The following is a 17250-nucleotide window of genomic DNA, read 5'->3' on the forward strand; positions in this document are numbered from 1 at the left end:
TTTCTGTGACTGTGAAACATTTTTCTTCTTCTATCAGTAAATGTAGTGAAAGGAGATGTTTCACATGCATGTATCCATTCGCCAAGCCGGTTATGACATCGGTCAGCCCGTCTTACACGAGATTGCGTTTGCCTTACAGCCTGGATCCATCACCGGTTTGATCGGTACGAACGGTGCAGGAAAAAGTACGACGATTCAAGCGATGTTCGGTACGCTGCCTTGGGTCGAAGGAGAGATCGATTTACCGGTCTCACTCGCCTATATTCCGGAACAGCCAACCTATTATGAATATTTGACGCTCTCCGAGCACCTTGAGCTGGTCGCCTCACTTCACGAGACAGATCACGCTTACACAGAACGACTCTTAAAGACATTCGAACTGCATGCTGTCACAGGTGACTATGTGTCCTCTTTCTCTAAAGGAATGAAACAGAAGGTGATGCTCGTCTGTGCCTTGATGCAACGCGCGGACTGCTTGATCATCGATGAACCGTTCGTCGGTCTCGACGCGGTCGCGACGATTCGGTTATTGCATGTACTCGAAGCAGAACGAACGCGTGGCGTAGCGATTCTGCTCGTCACCCATGTCCTTGATTCCGCGGAACGTCTGTGTGACGATTTCGTCTGGATTGATCAGGGACGCATTAAACATCAAGGAACACTCGCTCAAATCGGTGAAGCCTCTGGTCAACCTGGTGCTCGCTTGTTCGACATCATGGAAGCGATGGTACTCGAGCATGATTGAAACCTTTTTGAAGCAACGGATCCGTCGACGGCATGCGGAACAGCATCGCTTCTTTAGAGAAATTTTTGATTGGACGATTTTGCTGTATCTTGTCATTCCGGTCGGTCTGTTTATCATCTATGAGACGATTCAGATCTTAAGTGGTCAAGCGGTTTGGGTGCAAACAGTTCCGGTCGCTTGGATCTTACTTGGTTGGATGCTGTACGGGTTTCTGCCTGCCTTTTACGCTTGGTTCGAACCAGCGGACCGTCTCTTCTTCAAACTGGTTCCTGGAGCAATCGTCCGAATGAAGCGGTATTCTGTTCGGTATCACTTCGTGCGGATTTTCTTATTAACGACCGGCTTACATCTACTTTGTTTCCCGCTACATCACATCCGGTTTGACCAATCCAGTATCACCGTACTGCTGACTAGTCTCGCGCTTTCTTTACTCCAACCGTTCTTTAGCTTCTGGACATACCGGTTATCTGGGCAACGGTTCTTGCGGAAATGGAGCGGTCATCTCTTCCTGGCAGCAGGACGCATCTCCCTGTTGCTCCTGCTTTGGCTTCAACCGCACCCTGTTCTCTTCGTTGTCGCACTGGGTGTGTTACTGTTCGGATCTCTCCATGTCCGGCACTGGTCACGACGTGAGGACGGATTAACGGAGGATATCCTGTTGTCGATGAAACGACAGTCGAGTTTATCAACAACCGTCCTTGAATTGAACGGTGCCTTACCGAAGCCGTCTCATCGAAAGCGACCCTTCCTTCATCTGCGACTATTCAAGAAAACGCATCAGCAACTCCCGCTGATCACGTATCTGCGGGATCCGAGTAAGCGCCGCTTCTTGCTCCAGCTGTTCGCTGCAATGAACTACGGTCTTCTCGTCTTACCATGGATTGGACGCGGTCTCGTCATCACCTTCGTACTATTCGTTCTCTTTCAAGAACGGAAACAACATCACACGTGGTTCCGCAGACAATCATTCTACCAGCATATTTCCAATTGATTGATTTCTGCTATACTTTTTCTAATACATGGTTGGAGGGATGACTTCATGCGTACTCATTTATTCTTATTTGGAGGCGGTCCTCCATTTACACCGAATTTGCAAAAACGGTTTGCTGCATTAACGAATGGTGGTCCGGTCGCGATTCTGTATGTCCCACGTACTGGTAAGGACTGGGTGACCTACGCCTCGATTTATACGGAAGCGTTGCGGGAAGAGGGTATTGCGTCCTTCGTCCATCTACCACTGTCTGACGCGCCAACGGATGAACAGCTCGCGCAACTACAGCAATGTCAAGGGATCATCATCTCCGGTGGCGAGACCGAATTGTATCAGCAATACTTGGTCGCGACACCGATTGGTGACATCATCCAGTCGCGTTTCGTAAACGGTGTTCCGGTCGCTGGCTTTTCTGCCGGTGCCCTCGTTTCACCCGAACGTTGTGTGATTCCGGAGATCGACCAACGCGACAATCGACGTCTTCGCTTGCCTGGTCTTGCTCTGCTGACAGATGCGACCGTCTGTGTGCATTACGAGACGTGGGGCGAAGCCGCCCACCTCGTGCAATCCTTTACGGAAGAAGGCACGAGCCGTGCCTTCGGACTTGCCGACGCAAGCGGGATCTATCTGTGCGATCAGTACCTGATCGAAACAGAAGGAACCGATCCCGTCGTGTTATCACGGAGTCCCGTCAGATGACGGCGATCGTCCCTGCTGTCAAAGGCATCATCATTCACGAGCAACGTCTCCTGATCGTCCGCCGGGCTGTCGCTGACTTCGGCGGCGGAACATGGGAATGTCCAGGTGGAAAGATCGACTTCGGTGAACTGCCGCTCGACAGCCTTGTTCGCGAGATAAAAGAAGAGACACAGTTGACGGTTACGCCAGAACGTCTACTCTATGCCTCTAGCTTCCTAACGCATCCCGATCGGCAAATCATTTTGTTGATGTACGTCTGCTCGACGAACCAGACGAGCGTTCAGTTATCCGCAGAACACGACGCTTATCTCTGGGCGGACGAAGAAATGATCCGTCAGTTGATCGCTCCAAATATTTTGGCTGATTTTGAGCGATATGATGTCTGGTCTCTCCTTAGTTGACCGTAATATACTGCCCTGTCCAATGCTCTCGTCAAACAAGACAGTATTTTTTTCATTACCGGACAGTTGTTGTGTTTTTAAAGTAATGAACAGGGAATCCCTTAAATATATCTATCGTATACATTATTAAGGGGGAATCTTTCATGGACCGTCAAGCCGAAAAACGAAAAAGTAAGATGCCGTTCTTCATCATTCTTGTCATTGCCATCTTTGTCATCGTTGCTGCTGCGTTGATCATTTATGTGACGTCTGAACCAAAAGAAGAGACACAAGCACTTATGACACATCTTGCGACTGTCCTTCCGATTTACGTGAACTAGATTCACAAGACCTTTACACAAGTCGTACAACGCCTTCATACATGTTGAGCCATCTCCTTCCGATAGGTACACGGGAGGAGATGTTTTTTATGCTTACGAAAAAACGATTACTAGCACAACAACTAAATAGATGGTTGATTCCGATCGTTGCCATCGGATTGATTATGATCAGCGGTCTAAGCGTTTACGCTTCCTATCAACAATCCGTCGCAGCGACTGAGGAACGGCTGATGCGCGAATTAACGATGTTTGATGCGAACGTCCGGGCAACGTTTCTCGCATATCCGAATGACGCAACAGACCGTACGCGTGCCATTAAACGATTGCAACAGCAACAACGAACCGACTTATCACGTGACGACTACACGGTTCGCTTTCAAAGCCTGAACACGAGTGAGGCGTTCCGACCGTTGACACTCGACCCAGCAAAACGGAAACAACTACTACAGCATTTAAAAACAGCTCGTACATATGCCTTTTCAAATCAAGACCAGTTTCTTGTCGCGATGACGATTCCGGAACTCGATGACGTCATCTTGCTGACGACCGATCGCGATAAATTAATCGCTCCTGCTCGAGATTTAGCTTGGACACTCATCTGGGTGAGCGTGATCACACTTGTCAGCATCAGCCTCTTGATCCGCTGGCGAATTCAACGACAACTAGCACCGTTATCGAAACTCGCTCTACAGATTGAAGAAGCCCATGCGAAGCGATCGTATCGTCCGTTAACACTTAAGACGACGACCTTTGAGTTACAACAGCTCACGTTTCAATACAATCAATTGATGCAACAGATTGGGGATTTGACGACCGAAATGCAACAAGCCAGTCAGGAACTTGAATCCGTCCAACCCCACTTTTCATCGCACTTATCCGCGATGGATCAGTCGGTGCATGCCGTCGATGAAGTCGCCGGTTCCTTACTTGCGCAATCGACGCAGATGAATCAGACGATCATCGCCTCCACACGTTTGACTGCCCAAGGACACGATGCGTTAAGCGAAATGCAAACGACACTTCTGAACAGCCAACGTGCCGTAACTCGTTTTCAACAGACTGTTCAGACGAATCACACGACACTTGGGACATTACAACAAGAAAGCCACTTGCTGAAGGAACAATCCGCGACGACAGAGCAAATCTTGCAACAGACCTCACATCTACAGCAGCAGATGGAGACCTCAATTTCCCACATCCAGCGTGTCGCTGAAGAGACGCGCCGCCTATCGCTAAATGCGCTAATTGAGGCAACTCGTGCTGGCGAAGCCGGTCGTGGCTTCACGGTCGTGGCCAAGGAAGTCGAAAGACTAGCCATCGATATCCGGACGAGTACGGACCACATCCGTCAGGTCAATCAGACGTGGACGGCAGGGCTCACTCAAGTCGAACAAGCGCTCTCGCAGATGACGGAACGGTTTCTCTCGACGTCACAACAGCTCGAGACGGCAACAGAGCACTTGCAACAGATGCTGACTGAAGCGACGACGATCGAGACGACACTGGGGACCGTGGAACACCAACGTCAAATCGTCGCAGAAGTCCAGTCGAATATGCAACAGCATCTACAATCTGTCCAAAAGTTGATGTCAGAGCTCTCGTCCTATAGCCAAGTACTCGGGGATCAAATGCAACACCACGTCATTCAGCAAACGGAATTGAAGACACATAGCGCGGTACTCGAGTCACGGATCAGTTCGTTGCAACAGACCGTTCGCTCGAGCGAATCGTCGTCTTAACAAAAAGTGCGCCTGCCATTCCTGGCAAGCGCTCTTTTCCTCTGTTCTCAGCCGATATAACGTGCTTCCTTTTTATCGATGATATTGCGAATCCGGTTCTCCGTCACCTGATACTGCTCCGCCAGTTGACGAATCGTCTTCCCTTTTTCATATTGGGCGCGAATCGCTCGAATCTGGAATGATGACAGTGTCACATGTTGTTCTAATAAGAGATCAAACTCACCAAGTAGTTCGGTATACTGCTGATCAAATGAAGGCAACACGTCCAAGTTCGACAACTGATCGTCAGCTCGTTTACCGTTGCGTCGGACGAGTCGCGCTTCCGTAACGTCAACCGTCAGAAAAGCTTGCGCAACGAGTAGACCGACCTGCACTCGTTCTCCTCGCCCCCGTTGATAGAGCGTGACTTTCCGATATCCTTCCCGATTGAGTCGTGGTCGGAGCAAGACACCTTTTCGGCGTTGCCGGACGCCGCGACACGTCACGATCGTCCGATCAAGCGACCTTACGCGACCAAGTGACGAGACTTCATATATACCTACATAGCCGATGACGGCCTTCCATTGCTCTTGCATAGTTGTCCTCCTTCAGACAAGGACACGACGGGACTTCATACCTGAATTATATCAAATTACGAACAAACGTTCTAGCGATGTCACTCATCGGAATGTGCTATTCTTAGCAGAAAAAGGAAATGAGGTTCGTCCATGAAATTTGTCTTGTTACTTGGTCCCCAAGCAGTCGGAAAGATGACGATTGGTCAGGAAATCGAACGGTTGACGGAGATGAAAGTCTTCCATAACCACCAGACGATCGACTTGTTATTGCCTTATTTTGATTTCTCTGAACCCGCCCATCACCGCTTAAAAGATACGATTCGGCGCGAGATGTTCAAGGAAATGGCGAACAGTTCGCTTGAAGGTGTCCTGTTTACATTCGTCTGTCTATTCGGCGTCGAAGGTGGTGGTCTCGAGTTCATCGAAGAAACGGTTGAGTTGTTCGAACAAGCAGGTGCTGACGTCTATATCGTTGAACTGGATGCGCCGGTCGCAACCCGTCTGCACCGGAACACGACCGAAAACCGATTGACGCACAAAGTAACGAAGCGTGACCTCGCCGCTTCTGAACAAGACTTACGCGAGACGGCGGACGGATACCGGACACGCTCGCTGCCAGGCGAACTACCGGACGTCAATTATCTCTTCCTTGATACGGAACAGTTAAGTGCGCGTGAAAGCGCTGAAGCGATTTGCGACCATTTCAACTGGTCGAAAACAACGGTCTAATCACAAATAAGCCCCGTTCTGCTCAGCAGACGGGGCTTTAATGATGAAGTTCGCGTGCATATCGATTCGCCTGCAACTGAAATCCGTTCCGACGCCAGACCGTCTCACTGCCCGCTTCACTATAGACACACGTCAATAATAACGTCCGCGCGAGATATGACAAAATCGACGTCAAGGCTTCTGTGATGTACCCGTGCTGATCGTCCTCATCAGTCGTCGTGTAACGTAAGGTTCCGGTAGATGCATTCCAAGTGAAGATAATCGTTCCGACGATCGTTTTCTCACGTAACGCATGCAGCGTCCACTTACAACCCGATTCTTCATCCGTTGCTTCGACAAATAATCGTGACGTTTTAAAATCCGGATGCCGTCCTTGCATTCAGCTCTCCTCCTCGACCTCAAACGTTGCTGTCGCGTAAGCCTCTCCGTTAATCAAAATCGTCAATGTGTGTGTACCAGGATAATGGACACGCGTCGTCATGTTCCGAAACGATTGGCGTCTTTCGACTTGTAAGACACCTTTAACTTCCCGCTCCCGCAGTTGAAACACCTTCCGACTCGTTCTGCGTTGTTTGACGTAATCGATTGCGTACTCCAAGCGCAAACGTTGTGGAACAGAACTCGTCACGGTGAACGAGAAGTCGAGCTCTCCGCCAATCGTAACCGGCGAGACGACTAAATTTGTAATCTCGACCTCCCCTTGCGTAACGTGACCGAACAATTGTAAGACTTCTGGATTTCCGCGTTTGAGTAACGTCCGGGAGGCGTGGCGCAAAATCCAGTCCGTGTTCGGATCTGTTCCTAAGTGACGTTCGATCCGCTCAATCAGATATTCCGGATGTGTCTTTGAAATATCGTTCAAGTGATTGGCGACACTTTTTCGGACGTAGAGTGACGGATCCTGTAGTAACGCGTCAAGAACCGGTAACGCCGGTCGCGGATCAGCAATCAGACTCGGAATCGCTTGTCCCCATGGCAGACGCGGTCGTGTCCCTTCCGACGCTAAGCGCCGAACATGTTCATCGTCTGATGTTGCCCACATGAGTGCTTGCTCGAGATAACGCTCTTGATCAGCGAGTAGAAAACGCCGGACAGCGAACTCAGACGTCGAATACGGTGTCAATTTAGCGAGTGTCTCTAACGCAAGCTTCCAGTCAACGAGTGTTGCTGTCCGTTCGACATACTCGGGAAAAACGATCCCTGGTAACCCAGTAAACTGCGGTGCGAGTCGCTCTAGCTCCGGCACCGAATCCGGAAACGGTGGCAGGACGGATTCTAGCGTCTCCGCAACACGACGGACGCGTTGTTTAAACGCAAGCTCGTCCCAGTCCTCCCGTTCGACTCGTCTGCGAAAGTCTGGTACATCGACCGCTTCTTCTAATTCATCGAGCCAACTCGGTGAAAACACATCTTTAATCAAACTCATCCTATATCTAGTCCCTTCCGTGTACGCTCCAGTTTGAGCAATGTTTCTTTGCGTGCAAGTCCCCCGGCGTATCCACCTAAATCTCCATTCGTTCGAATGACCCGATGACATGGAATGATGATTGCTAGTTGATTTGCTCCGTTGGCTCGTGCGACAGCGCGAACAGCGGTTGGTTGACCAATTCGGATGGCCAGTTCCTGATACGAGATCGTCTCGCCACTCGGAATCCATTCAAGTTCTTCCCAGACGCGGCGTTGAAAGGGCGTTCCGTACCGCATCAGTGGCGTCTGAAACAAGACCGGTTCTCCTTTGAAGTAACGACGGAGCTCCCCTTCAATTTGTTCAAAGATGGGTGACTCCCCAGGCACGATGACAGCACGCGCTTTTTGACGCAATTGTTCAATTTCCCGCTCAAGTCCCCGTCGATCGACGAATTCAAGGAGATGCAAGTGTTGTTCATCAGCAATCGCAAGCATCGAACCGAGTGGTGTATCAAGCCATTTTGCGCGCAAGACCTGTCCGTCAAAACGTGACGGTGCTTCCCCGAGCATCCGTGCTGACGCTTCACGAAAACCGCTACTTGATTCATAGCCTCCTACTAACTGCCCTTCGATGACCGGCTTCCCAGTCCGAATCTCTTTCATCGCTAGCCCCATCCGCCGTGCCCGAGCATAGGCAACGAACGTCATCCCGAATCGTTTCTTGAACTGGCGCCGTGCTGTTGATTCGTCCAAACCAAGTGCTCGGAAATCGGCTTCTTTAAACCGTTTATCTGGTTCCGCCTCGACTGCTTCGATCAAGCGTTGAATCGTACCGTGATCGCCTGGATAAGCGAGCGGATGACACCGTCTGCACGGTCGATAAGAGGCAAGCAATGCCTCTTGCGCCGTCTCGAAAAACTCACAGTTCTCCGCCTTCGGTTTTCGCGCTGGACACGTCGGGCGGCAAAAAATACCGGTCGTCTTGACTCCGACGAAAAACGTTCCTTCGTACGTCGCGTCACGTCGAACGAGTGCCTCATAATACATATGTTGTTCCATCGCTTTCCCCTCCTTTGTCTCTAGTATACCGACTTGTTCAATCGTCATGTCGCCGAAAATCAGGCATTGATATGTTTAAGATTCAGTTAAGAATTCTCTACCTGTTTTCGAAAGGGACGACGTGCATACTACATGCTATACTCAACGGAAAGTAAGGTTTTCATGTTTGATTTTTTTAAAAGAAACACTTCACGGAATCGGTGATCTTCGGATTTCAATCAAAGAAGGAGCACAAGGCATCCAACTGATTTGCTCGAATGCGATTGAAACGATCTATACGCTAGAGGAACTAAACGCGTGACTGACGCCGTTCGGAACGTCTGACGCATCGCGTTCTTCCGGCGGTTCCGGTATCGGTCTGTCGATTGTTCAACAAATCATGGCGCGCCATCACGGAAGTGTCCAGCTCACTTCAGCAGACAAATGCTTTTCCGTCACGTGTCGTTTTCCGCGTCATTCGTAAGTCAGCATCCGATGCTCTCGTCGGGTGCTTTTTTGGGCTAGGTTGTTACTTCTTAGACACTTCTTTGAAATTGGAATTCGATACACTAAAGACTGTTAGAAATTAGTTGTCGTTTTAAAGGAGTTGTTCGTGTCTTATGAAATCCTCGTCTCGTTCGATTACATATATGCCAGGGCTTGACGGCTTACGTGCTTTCGCTGTCCTGTCTGTCATTCTCTACCACTTATCTGTTTCATTCTTCTCTGGTGGTTTCCTCGGTGTTGATCTCTTTTTCGTCCTATCCGGTTACCTGATTACTGGTCTTTTGTTACGCGAGTGGCAAACGACCGGGCGCCTCGATTTGAAACGGTTTTGGATTCATCGTTTCCGTCGTTTGTTCCCAGCTCTATTCGTCATGCTGTTACTCGTTCTCGGATATGTAACCGTCTTTGAACGCGAGCTATTGCATACAGTTCGTCAAGATAGTGCCTTTGCGCTTATTTACGGAACAAACTGGTGGTATATCTTCCATGACGTCTCGTATTTCGAGTCGTTCGGGAAACCGTCACCGATCCAAAACCTTTGGTCGCTCGCGATCGAAGAACAGTTCTACCTGCTATTCCCGATCCTACTTTGGTTCGGCATGAAAAATCGTCGCCTGTTCCTTCAATTGATTGGTGTCGCGATCGGCGCATCCGTGCTCGCGATGGCGATTCAATTCACACCGGGTGAGGATCCGAGTCGTGTCTACTACGGTACCGATACACGATTATTCGCCTTATTGATCGGGAGCTTGCTCGCGTTCGCGTGGCAACCGACCCGCTTTAAGATTGATATCCCAAAACGTGGTGTTCGATTGTTGAATCAAACAGGTGCTGTCACGTTGCCACTCTTACTTTTACTGATGGTTGTCACGAGTGAGTTCGGAAGCTTTTTATACCGCGGTGGCTTTTTCATCGTTTCGCTCCTTGCCGCCCTATTGATTGCTACGATCGCCCATCCGGCGTCGATTTGGAGTCGTTGGTTTGCGCGTCCATCACTTATTGCGATCGGCAAACGGTCGTACGGCTTATATCTATGGCATTTTCCCGTCATCACGTTGCTGACACCGGTCGAGCAAATTGGAACATTCTCGGTACTACGGACTATATTGATCATAGTTATTCTTGTTGCGTTAACAGAAGCGTCGTATCGCTTCATCGAGCGTCCGATTCGTCAACTCGGACTGTCTGGTTACTTGAAGCGTTTATCGCTACATCCGCAACAGTTACGTCAGTTCTCAACGATACAGTGGGCGAGTGTTGCCGTGTTGACGATCCTTATCGTCAGCTTCATTGGTAACTTATCGATTCTTGCTGTTTCCGATACACCGAAGCCAGAACCCGCCTTCCATAAGATAGCGGCGCCAAAAGAAAAACCGAAACCGGTCCTCAAACCGACGACACCGAAAGCAAAACCTGATCAACGAAAAATTTGTCGACCGACGCTTGCGATCGGTGACTCCGTCCTGCTCGGTGTCGAAGATTATCTCGGCAGTACACTCAAACAACTGACGATTGATGCGAAACTCGGTCGACAGCTACGAGAAGCGATTCCGCTAAGTGAGCAGTATGCGTCGTACAATCAACATGGACGCCAAGTCATCCTCCATCTTGGAACGAACGGCAGCTTCCGCAAAGATCAGTTGAATAGCTTACTCGACCAATTTGCAAATGCCGATCACGTCTATCTCGTCACAGCACGGGTGCCACGCCCGTGGGAAGCAGAAGTCAATCAGATGTTACGAGAGGCATCAAAGCGGAAACGGGTCGAACTGATCGACTGGCATGCTAATGCTGTCAAACACCCATCCTATTTTGAAGCAGATGGTGTTCATTTGAATATTAAGGGCGCCCGGGCCTATTCGAAGATTCTTGCGAAGGCCACGAATTGCGCCGTTTCGACAAAATAAAACCAGGACAAACAAGGTAGCGGATAGTTCCGCTACCTTGTTTTTTCGTGTTCACCCTGTCGCAAGTAGTCCAAGGTAGATCAGACTGACACTAAGAAGGCTCAGCAAGACACCCACTGCATGTCGTCTGAATCCGAGTAAGAGCAGTGGTAAGGTGGCGATCCCCATCATCAAGACCCACCCGTCCCCTGCTGGACCACTGACCGGTAGTTGACCTAACGTCGGTTGTTCCAAACGACTGAGTGATGCACTTGCCATGAACAGAAGTATTAAAATAATACTCTCCATCCGGAGTAACGGACGCGAATCGTATGTCGAGTCGAAACGTAACCGACGCCGGACAAGCGTGCCATTACAAAAGGCGTAGAACAAAAGCGGCAACAACAAAAGATGCTTCAGCAACATGGCTTGACCGTATGGCACGCCCCATAGATTCGGATAACGTTCAAGCGGAATTGCCAGTTGCATCAGCAACAGACCTGACAGAATGACACCGGCAAAAGCAATCCGGGCAAACGGACTGAACCAGTTTAAAAAGACGGACCAATTCTCGGTCGAACGGGCACCAACAGCTACCCAAAACACAACACCGATCCAAGCCGTCACACATAAAAAGTGACTGAACTGAAGCGTCCACCCAAGCGCCCCGTATTTCGCTGCGGCATGACTCGTTCCTGCAATGCCAATCCATATCGGGATCGTCAAGAGTGCGAGTAGGACGGACCGATGTTTTCGCCAAGCAAGTACGATCAATAAGAGTAAGACAGCGAAGTAAACGACAAGAAACATCCGACCGATATGCAAAAATAATCCTGTCCGTAGAGCCTCCGTCATCGTTTGTGTCGAATGTAGAAAACGAACGGCACTGATGATTGGAATACTCGTTCCAAGAACAAGCATCCCGAGCCCCGCTACCGCCCATGACGTACCATCCATTAATGGCGGTTTGTGTTTCGTTGAGATGAAGCATAACACCAGATAACCCATCCAAATCGCTCCACCCATGTAGACAAGTAGTTCTCCTAGAAACGCACTCATATCGAACGACGACGGAATAAGAGAAGTAAGACGATGCTGACTAATAGTCCACCAACAATCCAAGGAAGAAGCGTCGGAACGAGTCCTTTTGAAACAGGTTCAGCTTCTGGGACGACCGCTGCCTTTGTTTCCATTGGCTCTGCTTTTTCAACTGTACTCGCTTCAGTTGTCGCGGCACCCATCACTGTAAATCCGATCGTTCCTTTCACGGGATGACCATCATCTGAAATCGATGCCCATTTAATCGTGTACTGTCCTTTTTTCAATGGTTTCGAGACGACGGCACTGAGTTCATTCCCGATGATGAGCGGTTTCGCAAGCGACTGTTCGACACCGTTCGTATCCACTACACGTAAGGTACTCGTCTTTTCGACAGCCTCACTAAACGTCAAGCGGATTCGATCGACGGGCTCTGATAACACCGCTCCTTCTGCCGGATTGGAACTTTTGAGACTCGTGTGTGCTTCAACGGAGATGGGAAGCAGACAAATGAGGAATAGAAGTGCAAATCGGATGATACGCATGTCGTTTACCTCCTTTCAGCTTGATGTGTATAAGAAAACCCGCTGTTTCCAGCGGGTCGTCCTTTATTGTTGCGGGCGACGACGGAGTGCGAAGAATCCAAGGATCGATGCTGCGGCAATACCAAGCAATGACCACACGATACCTGTCGCCGATGATTCTTGCATACCACCGAGACCTGTGTTCGGCATTCCAGATGGCGCACCTTTGAATTTATCTGGGAACTGATCGACGATTGCTGTCGCTGTTCCCTCCCCTACGCCGTACATATGCGCGTACGCTTCGCGAATCGCTGGGTACGTTTTGTCGTAATCTTTTTCATTGTAGCTATTGAAGGCGAGTAAGAGTTGGTCAATATGGACCTTCAACCCTTCTTCCAAATCTTTTGCTTTCAAGCGTCCTTCCGTTGCTGCATCGAGGAATGCTGCTTGTTCAACGCGGTACTCATCGAGTTCTTTTACAGCCATGTCGCGTGCTTGATCATCTTTTGCACCTGTTGCTTTGACGTAGTCGACGAAGTAGCCGATATGGCTCGACCAGATTTTCTTGAATTGTTGTGCTGCTTCACTGCCGTAAACGGAACCGATTGAAGCCGACAAATCATCTGTATTTTGACTCAAGGCACCGGCTGCTGCGTCAAAGTCCTTTGCACCGTCAATCCCTTTTTGCATCGCGAGCACCGCAAGCGCTGCGTGCTCTGAGAAGTTCCGGTTGAGCCCGGCACGAAGATCGGCTGCTGGTGTATCGACTTTCGTATTTTTGAATTTGTCCGGATACTGATCAACGATCGCACCAGATAATCCTTCTCCGACCATATACATATGCTCGATTGCTTCACGTAGATTGCTGTAGGCAGCGTCATAATCACCAGCAACGTAACTATCAAACGATGTTAACAATTGCGTGATATGGACTTTGAGCCCTTCTTCGAGATCTGCTGCTTTCAATCGCCCGCCTGTTGCTTTATCAAGGAATGCAGCCTGCTCGACACGGTACTCATCCAAATCTTTCAATGCTTTTTGTTTAGCATCTTCATCTTTTGCTCCAGTCGCTTTGACGTAATCGACGAAGTAACCGATGTGGCTCGACCAGATATCTTTAAACGCTTTTCCTGCATCATCACCGTAGACAGAACCGACAGCTGCCGCTAAATCATCCGTATTTTGATTCAATGCGCCTGCTGCTTGTTCAAAATCTTTTTTACCATCAATCCCTTTTTGCATCGCAACGACTGCGAGATATGCGTGTTCAGATAGAATTTGATCGAGTGTCGCTCGCAGATCCGATGCTGGAGAGGAGACATCTAGTGAGACTTTTCCTGAACTGTGAGACATTTTACTATGGTCCTCATGACCATGTGCACTGACACCTGCTGCTGGAATCAACAATGCGGCACTTAGCGGAACAGCGAGATACGACTTTTTCATCTTCATCTTATGAACACCCCTTTAATTTTTTAGACTTCACATAGATAACGTATGGAGTTCATAAATGGTTTTATCTTTTTACATTTTTTATTTAAAATATTTTTTTGGTCGAAATACCTCCGTTCATTACTCTAATTATTTTTTAGTTTTTATTTACTCATTTCAAGAAATAAACAACTTATTTTCTAACGATTTCATTAAAATCTTCTTATCACCATATCTTTTATTTATTATTCAGAACAGGAGTGGACTCATGAAACGGATCGTCATTAGCGCATTACTTGCTTCGCTCGTCGTCTCGCAAGCAGTTGGACCTGTCGAAGCAAAAAGTAAAGCGAAGAAGAAACCTGTCATGCAAGTCGATCGAGACAAAAACGGGATTCCAGATGCTTGGCAAAAACAATATCATTTGGGATATGGAAAACAAGTCGCAACAAAAGATCACGATCGCGACGGTCTAACGAATACTCAAGAGTATCAACTTCGCCTCAACCCTACAAAATCGGATTCCGATCGCGATGGAATCAAGGATGGGAAAGAGGATGCGGACCGCGACTTACTTACGAATCAACAAGAATACACAGCGCATCTGAATCCGTTGAAGAAGGATTCCGATCAAGATGGTATTTCTGATGATAAAGAAGACCAAGATCAAGATCGATTGACGACACGCGAAGAGTTCATCGTCGGTACGCAACCATTGAAAAAGGATTCAGACCGTGATGGCATCACAGACAATGAAGAAGACCGCGATCAAGATACGCTTCTGAATGAAGACGAATTCGAACTTGGTTCTGATCCAACCAAAGCAGACAGCGATCAGGATGGAACTCGAGACGATCAGGAAGATACGGATCAAGACGGTGTTCAAAATAACCAAGAACTTAAACGAATCATGATCAAAGTGACGGATACGAATAAGAAAAAGTTCGAGTGGCGCTACAGTAATGAACACCAACGGAAAGAACTCCGTTTTAAAGATGAGATTGGCATCACTGATGTCGCGACGTTAAAAGACCGCCTTCTCGTCACGCCATCGATGACGGAAGAGGAATTATTAACGTTAGTAGCTCAGGCACTTCAATTGCCAAACATTAAAACATTACAATTCCAAGTCAAGTTCTACAATGGACAAGAGCTTGAATCGGAAGATGAACACGCGGATGACGATGGTGCATCGGATGATTCTGGGGATGAAGGCGATGACGATTCCGATGATCATGGTGGTCACGGTGATGATGATTGATCCTCAATACACAAAGAGAGAACGGAAAATTCCGCTCTCTCTTTTTTCATACTCCTATTAATGATGGTGACCGCTACTTCCACCAGCGGGTTTTGCTCCACCTTGTAAGATTTTTAAATCCTGCGCCGACAGTTTTCCGACGATGAATTGCCGTGTCGGCATGATCATCGCACCTTCACTGCTCGCATGCGCTTTGACATAATACAAGCCGGATTTCGGTAATGTCTTCGCAATCGTGTAGACACCCGGCTTCGTCTCTTCTGCCGGTTCCATACTATAGCGGACTGTTCCGTCTGCTTTCCAGATTTCGAAGTGGACATAGTCGACTTTTTGAGCCGGTTTCGCTTCACGCCAAACCGTCGCTTCGAACGTTTGCTTTTTCTTTGCGTCCGGTTGTACGTCTTTTGGGATATTCATTTTGATCGATAACGGATGAACGACTGCGTACTGCTCCGCCGCATCAGAATCAACGGCGCAGCCGGCAAGACTCGTCGTCGTGACGAGCAGTCCACCAAGCACGAATGTTTGCATCGATTTACGCATTGAAGAACCTCCTTACACTCGGAATACGACGAATGACGAGGAAATCGAGTAACCAGACGACGAGCAACGAGAGTCCGACAAGTGGGAAGACAATTCCCAGCACAACAAGCACAGCGAGGAATCCTTTCAACATGAATGCTTTCGGACCTTTTGGTGCCCCCATCCCCTTACTTGGTTTTCGCTTCAACCACAGATAGAAACCACTGACTGCTACGAGAATGATCCCAAGACAAATCAATAGGCTGATCAATTGGTTGAACCAGCCGAATTCCGTTCCTTTGTGAAGCGTGATTCCGGTCGCGACGATCTTCCCGACGACGCCATAATTGTCATAGCGATAGTCAGCGAGGACAGCACCGGAATATTGATCGAGATGGATCGTTGCTTCATCCTGTGCCTTTGCGGGATACGCGGACAGGGTGTAGACTCCACTCGGATCACTCGGGATGCTGATTTTAAAGCTTGGGTCCATTCCCTGTTGCTTGCCGATCGCAACGATGTCATCGATCGAAGCCGGAACGGCTCCTTCGACTTTCGACTGAGGGACATCAAGTGTTTCAGCGGCCCACGGGACTTCTGCGATATCTTTCGTTTGAAGCGTTGAAGTCGGTGCCTCCCCACCCCAGATGGACGGTGGATAGCCCAGTCCTTGGTTCGTGACGAGTGACTGGAAGTTCGTTCCCCAGAAACCGGACCATGGGAGACCTGTCAGGATGAGGAATAACATTCCTGCTGTAATCCAAAATGCAGGAACCGCGTGAAGATCACGACGGAATAACTTCTTACCTTGACGAAGACGCGGGAACAAAACACCTGACAGTCCCTTTTGCTTGCGTGGGAACCATAAGAATAATCCTGTCACGATCAAGACGATTGCCCAACAGGCAACGAGTTCGACAATCCGGTCACCGGTCGTTCCTGCCATCAGTTCTCCATGAATTTCTTCAATTTTGTTCATGATTCGATCGTCGTCCGATAATGTTCCGATGATTTTCCCGGAGTACGGATTGACGAAGACTGTCGCCGACATCTTAGGTGACGAGATGTTCACTTCACTGGATCGATCGTCCGATTCACCCGGTCGGTATGACGTAACGAGCGCGTCGGGATACTTCGCTTTGACGCGATTGATTTGTTCTGTCGCCGTGATGCGATCCGCTTTTGGTGTAACTTCATAATACGATTGATACAGGACGTTTTCGATTTGCGGCTTAAATAGATAGATCGATCCTGTCACGGCAAGCATGACGAGGAACGGTGCAAAAATGATACCAGCATAAAAGTGCCACCGCCAAATCGTCCGGTAAGCAGAAGAAGTCGGTGCTTTTTTGACCGTCTCTTCCGTCTGCATGAGATTCATATGTATCCTCCTTCGACAGAAAATATGTCCACTCTGTGAACACCTTTTAGTATAAGCGGTTACAATCCATTTCC

General features: G+C 48.8%; 20 protein-coding genes. 11 read left to right on the forward strand and 9 right to left on the reverse strand.

Annotated features, from left to right (window positions below; genetic code table 11):
- Nucleotides 1–64: 64 nt before the first annotated feature.
- From ASG02_RS12505 to ASG02_RS12525, 6 genes are all read left to right on the forward strand, one after another.
- Nucleotides 65–745 carry an ABC transporter ATP-binding protein gene (locus ASG02_RS12505; RefSeq protein WP_056063962.1) on the forward strand — a complete coding sequence of 227 codons (681 nt, stop codon included), beginning with the start codon at nt 65–67 and terminating at the stop codon, nt 743–745.
- A complete protein-coding gene (locus ASG02_RS12510; protein ID WP_056063963.1) occupies nt 738–1736 on the forward strand; it encodes an ABC transporter permease in 999 nt (332 codons plus the stop codon). Before ASG02_RS12505 ends, ASG02_RS12510 begins: the two co-directional genes overlap by 8 nt.
- Nucleotides 1737–1784: 48 nt before the next feature.
- Entirely contained in the window at nt 1785–2435 is a 651-nt protein-coding gene (locus ASG02_RS12515; protein WP_056063966.1) for a Type 1 glutamine amidotransferase-like domain-containing protein, read from the forward strand.
- A complete protein-coding gene (locus ASG02_RS12520; RefSeq protein WP_056063969.1) occupies nt 2432–2836 on the forward strand; it encodes an NUDIX domain-containing protein in 405 nt (134 codons plus the stop codon). The genes ASG02_RS12515 and ASG02_RS12520 overlap by 4 nt, the downstream gene beginning before the upstream one ends.
- Nucleotides 2837–2979: 143 nt before the next feature.
- Entirely contained in the window at nt 2980–3156 is a 177-nt protein-coding gene (locus ASG02_RS15730; RefSeq protein WP_023466867.1) for a hypothetical protein, read from the forward strand.
- Nucleotides 3157–3245: 89 nt separating this feature from the next.
- Nucleotides 3246–4895 (forward strand): methyl-accepting chemotaxis protein, encoded by a 1650-nt coding sequence (locus tag ASG02_RS12525; protein WP_056063972.1) that lies wholly within the window; start codon nt 3246–3248, stop codon nt 4893–4895.
- A 47-nt stretch (nt 4896–4942) separates the two neighbouring features.
- Here ASG02_RS12525 and ASG02_RS12530 read toward each other — a convergent pair whose 3' ends face one another.
- Nucleotides 4943–5470 carry an NUMOD4 domain-containing protein gene (locus ASG02_RS12530; RefSeq protein ID WP_052019130.1) on the reverse strand — a complete coding sequence of 176 codons (528 nt, stop codon included), beginning with the start codon at nt 5468–5470 and terminating at the stop codon, nt 4943–4945.
- A gap of 132 nt (nt 5471–5602) precedes the next feature.
- Between ASG02_RS12530 and ASG02_RS12535 the strand changes: the two genes are divergently transcribed.
- Nucleotides 5603–6181: an AAA family ATPase gene (locus tag ASG02_RS12535; RefSeq protein ID WP_056063974.1), complete on the forward strand. Its 579-nt coding sequence runs from the start codon at nt 5603–5605 to the stop codon at nt 6179–6181.
- Between the two features lie 37 nt (nt 6182–6218).
- Here ASG02_RS12535 and ASG02_RS12540 read toward each other — a convergent pair whose 3' ends face one another.
- From ASG02_RS12540 to ASG02_RS12550, 3 genes are read right to left on the reverse strand one after another with little or no spacing between them, the layout of a single operon-like run.
- On the reverse strand, nt 6219–6560 hold the full coding sequence (locus tag ASG02_RS12540) for a GNAT family N-acetyltransferase (protein ID WP_056063978.1): 342 nt from the start codon (nt 6558–6560) through the stop codon (nt 6219–6221).
- A complete protein-coding gene (locus ASG02_RS12545) occupies nt 6561–7607 on the reverse strand; it encodes a DNA alkylation repair protein (RefSeq protein ID WP_056063981.1) in 1047 nt (348 codons plus the stop codon).
- Nucleotides 7604–8647 (reverse strand): bifunctional transcriptional activator/DNA repair enzyme AdaA, encoded by a 1044-nt coding sequence (locus ASG02_RS12550; RefSeq protein ID WP_056063983.1) that lies wholly within the window; start codon nt 8645–8647, stop codon nt 7604–7606. The genes ASG02_RS12545 and ASG02_RS12550 overlap by 4 nt, the downstream gene beginning before the upstream one ends.
- Nucleotides 8648–8813: 166 nt before the next feature.
- On the opposite strand from ASG02_RS12550, the gene ASG02_RS15900 reads away from it, so the two are divergent.
- The 3 genes from ASG02_RS15900 (at nt 8814) to ASG02_RS12555 (ending at nt 11040) form a co-directional block, all read left to right on the forward strand.
- A complete protein-coding gene (locus ASG02_RS15900; protein ID WP_255344371.1) occupies nt 8814–8948 on the forward strand; it encodes a hypothetical protein in 135 nt (44 codons plus the stop codon).
- Nucleotides 8949–9110, forward strand: a complete 162-nt coding sequence (locus ASG02_RS15955; protein ID WP_082478701.1) for an ATP-binding protein — start codon at nt 8949–8951, stop codon at nt 9108–9110.
- A 136-nt stretch (nt 9111–9246) separates the two neighbouring features.
- Nucleotides 9247–11040 carry an acyltransferase family protein gene (locus tag ASG02_RS12555; protein ID WP_056063986.1) on the forward strand — a complete coding sequence of 598 codons (1794 nt, stop codon included), beginning with the start codon at nt 9247–9249 and terminating at the stop codon, nt 11038–11040.
- A 51-nt stretch (nt 11041–11091) separates the two neighbouring features.
- On the opposite strand, the gene ASG02_RS12560 is transcribed toward ASG02_RS12555, so the two are convergent.
- The 3 genes from ASG02_RS12560 to ASG02_RS12570 form a co-directional block, all read right to left on the reverse strand.
- The gene (locus ASG02_RS12560) at nt 11092–12027 is read right to left on the reverse strand and encodes a copper resistance D family protein (RefSeq protein ID WP_162236135.1); all 936 of its coding nucleotides are present in this window, start codon (nt 12025–12027) and stop codon (nt 11092–11094) included.
- Between the two features lie 47 nt (nt 12028–12074).
- Nucleotides 12075–12602: a copper resistance CopC family protein gene (locus ASG02_RS12565; RefSeq protein WP_056063991.1), complete on the reverse strand. Its 528-nt coding sequence runs from the start codon at nt 12600–12602 to the stop codon at nt 12075–12077.
- Nucleotides 12603–12665: 63 nt separating this feature from the next.
- On the reverse strand, nt 12666–14033 hold the full coding sequence (locus ASG02_RS12570; protein WP_056063995.1) for a hypothetical protein: 1368 nt from the start codon (nt 14031–14033) through the stop codon (nt 12666–12668).
- 247 nt (nt 14034–14280) lie between these two features.
- On the opposite strand from ASG02_RS12570, the gene ASG02_RS12575 reads away from it, so the two are divergent.
- On the forward strand, nt 14281–15273 hold the full coding sequence (locus ASG02_RS12575; protein WP_056063998.1) for a hypothetical protein: 993 nt from the start codon (nt 14281–14283) through the stop codon (nt 15271–15273).
- Nucleotides 15274–15330: 57 nt separating this feature from the next.
- Here the strand turns inward: ASG02_RS12575 and ASG02_RS12580 are convergent, their stop codons facing one another.
- Together ASG02_RS12580 and ASG02_RS12585 are read right to left on the reverse strand one after the other, a co-directional pair.
- Nucleotides 15331–15816, reverse strand: coding sequence for a FixH family protein (locus ASG02_RS12580; protein WP_035411256.1), 486 nt, complete (start codon nt 15814–15816; stop codon nt 15331–15333).
- Nucleotides 15809–17176, reverse strand: a complete 1368-nt coding sequence (locus ASG02_RS12585; protein WP_056064001.1) for a PepSY domain-containing protein — start codon at nt 17174–17176, stop codon at nt 15809–15811. Before ASG02_RS12585 ends, ASG02_RS12580 begins: the two co-directional genes overlap by 8 nt.
- Nucleotides 17177–17250: the final 74 nt, after the last annotated feature.

This window comes from Exiguobacterium sp. Leaf196, from assembly GCF_001423965.1.
Lineage (GTDB): Bacteria > Bacillota > Bacilli > Exiguobacteriales > Exiguobacteriaceae > Exiguobacterium_A.

Excerpts from the sequence above, each read along its gene's own strand:
- ASG02_RS12550 (WP_056063983.1), bottom strand. The coding sequence starts at position 8,647 with ATGGAACAACATATGTATTATGAGGCACTCGTTCGACGTGACGCGACG.
- ASG02_RS12510 (WP_056063963.1), top strand. The coding sequence starts at position 738 with ATGATTGAAACCTTTTTGAAGCAACGGATCCGTCGACGGCATGCGGAA.
- ASG02_RS12560 (WP_162236135.1), bottom strand. The coding sequence starts at position 12,027 with ATGGGTTATCTGGTGTTATGCTTCATCTCAACGAAACACAAACCGCCA.
- ASG02_RS12525 (WP_056063972.1), top strand. The coding sequence starts at position 3,246 with ATGCTTACGAAAAAACGATTACTAGCACAACAACTAAATAGATGGTTG.
- ASG02_RS12585 (WP_056064001.1), bottom strand. The coding sequence starts at position 17,176 with ATGAATCTCATGCAGACGGAAGAGACGGTCAAAAAAGCACCGACTTCT.
- ASG02_RS12535 (WP_056063974.1), top strand. The coding sequence starts at position 5,603 with ATGAAATTTGTCTTGTTACTTGGTCCCCAAGCAGTCGGAAAGATGACG.
- ASG02_RS12565 (WP_056063991.1), bottom strand. The coding sequence starts at position 12,602 with ATGCGTATCATCCGATTTGCACTTCTATTCCTCATTTGTCTGCTTCCC.
- ASG02_RS12575 (WP_056063998.1), top strand. The coding sequence starts at position 14,281 with ATGAAACGGATCGTCATTAGCGCATTACTTGCTTCGCTCGTCGTCTCG.
- ASG02_RS15730 (WP_023466867.1), top strand. The coding sequence starts at position 2,980 with ATGGACCGTCAAGCCGAAAAACGAAAAAGTAAGATGCCGTTCTTCATC.
- ASG02_RS12520 (WP_056063969.1), top strand. The coding sequence starts at position 2,432 with ATGACGGCGATCGTCCCTGCTGTCAAAGGCATCATCATTCACGAGCAA.
- ASG02_RS12570 (WP_056063995.1), bottom strand. The coding sequence starts at position 14,033 with ATGAAGATGAAAAAGTCGTATCTCGCTGTTCCGCTAAGTGCCGCATTG.
- ASG02_RS12515 (WP_056063966.1), top strand. The coding sequence starts at position 1,785 with ATGCGTACTCATTTATTCTTATTTGGAGGCGGTCCTCCATTTACACCG.
- ASG02_RS12505 (WP_056063962.1), top strand. The coding sequence starts at position 65 with ATGCATGTATCCATTCGCCAAGCCGGTTATGACATCGGTCAGCCCGTC.
- ASG02_RS12530 (WP_052019130.1), bottom strand. The coding sequence starts at position 5,470 with ATGCAAGAGCAATGGAAGGCCGTCATCGGCTATGTAGGTATATATGAA.
- ASG02_RS12540 (WP_056063978.1), bottom strand. The coding sequence starts at position 6,560 with ATGCAAGGACGGCATCCGGATTTTAAAACGTCACGATTATTTGTCGAA.
- ASG02_RS12580 (WP_035411256.1), bottom strand. The coding sequence starts at position 15,816 with ATGCGTAAATCGATGCAAACATTCGTGCTTGGTGGACTGCTCGTCACG.
- ASG02_RS12555 (WP_056063986.1), top strand. The coding sequence starts at position 9,247 with ATGAAATCCTCGTCTCGTTCGATTACATATATGCCAGGGCTTGACGGC.
- ASG02_RS12545 (WP_056063981.1), bottom strand. The coding sequence starts at position 7,607 with ATGAGTTTGATTAAAGATGTGTTTTCACCGAGTTGGCTCGATGAATTA.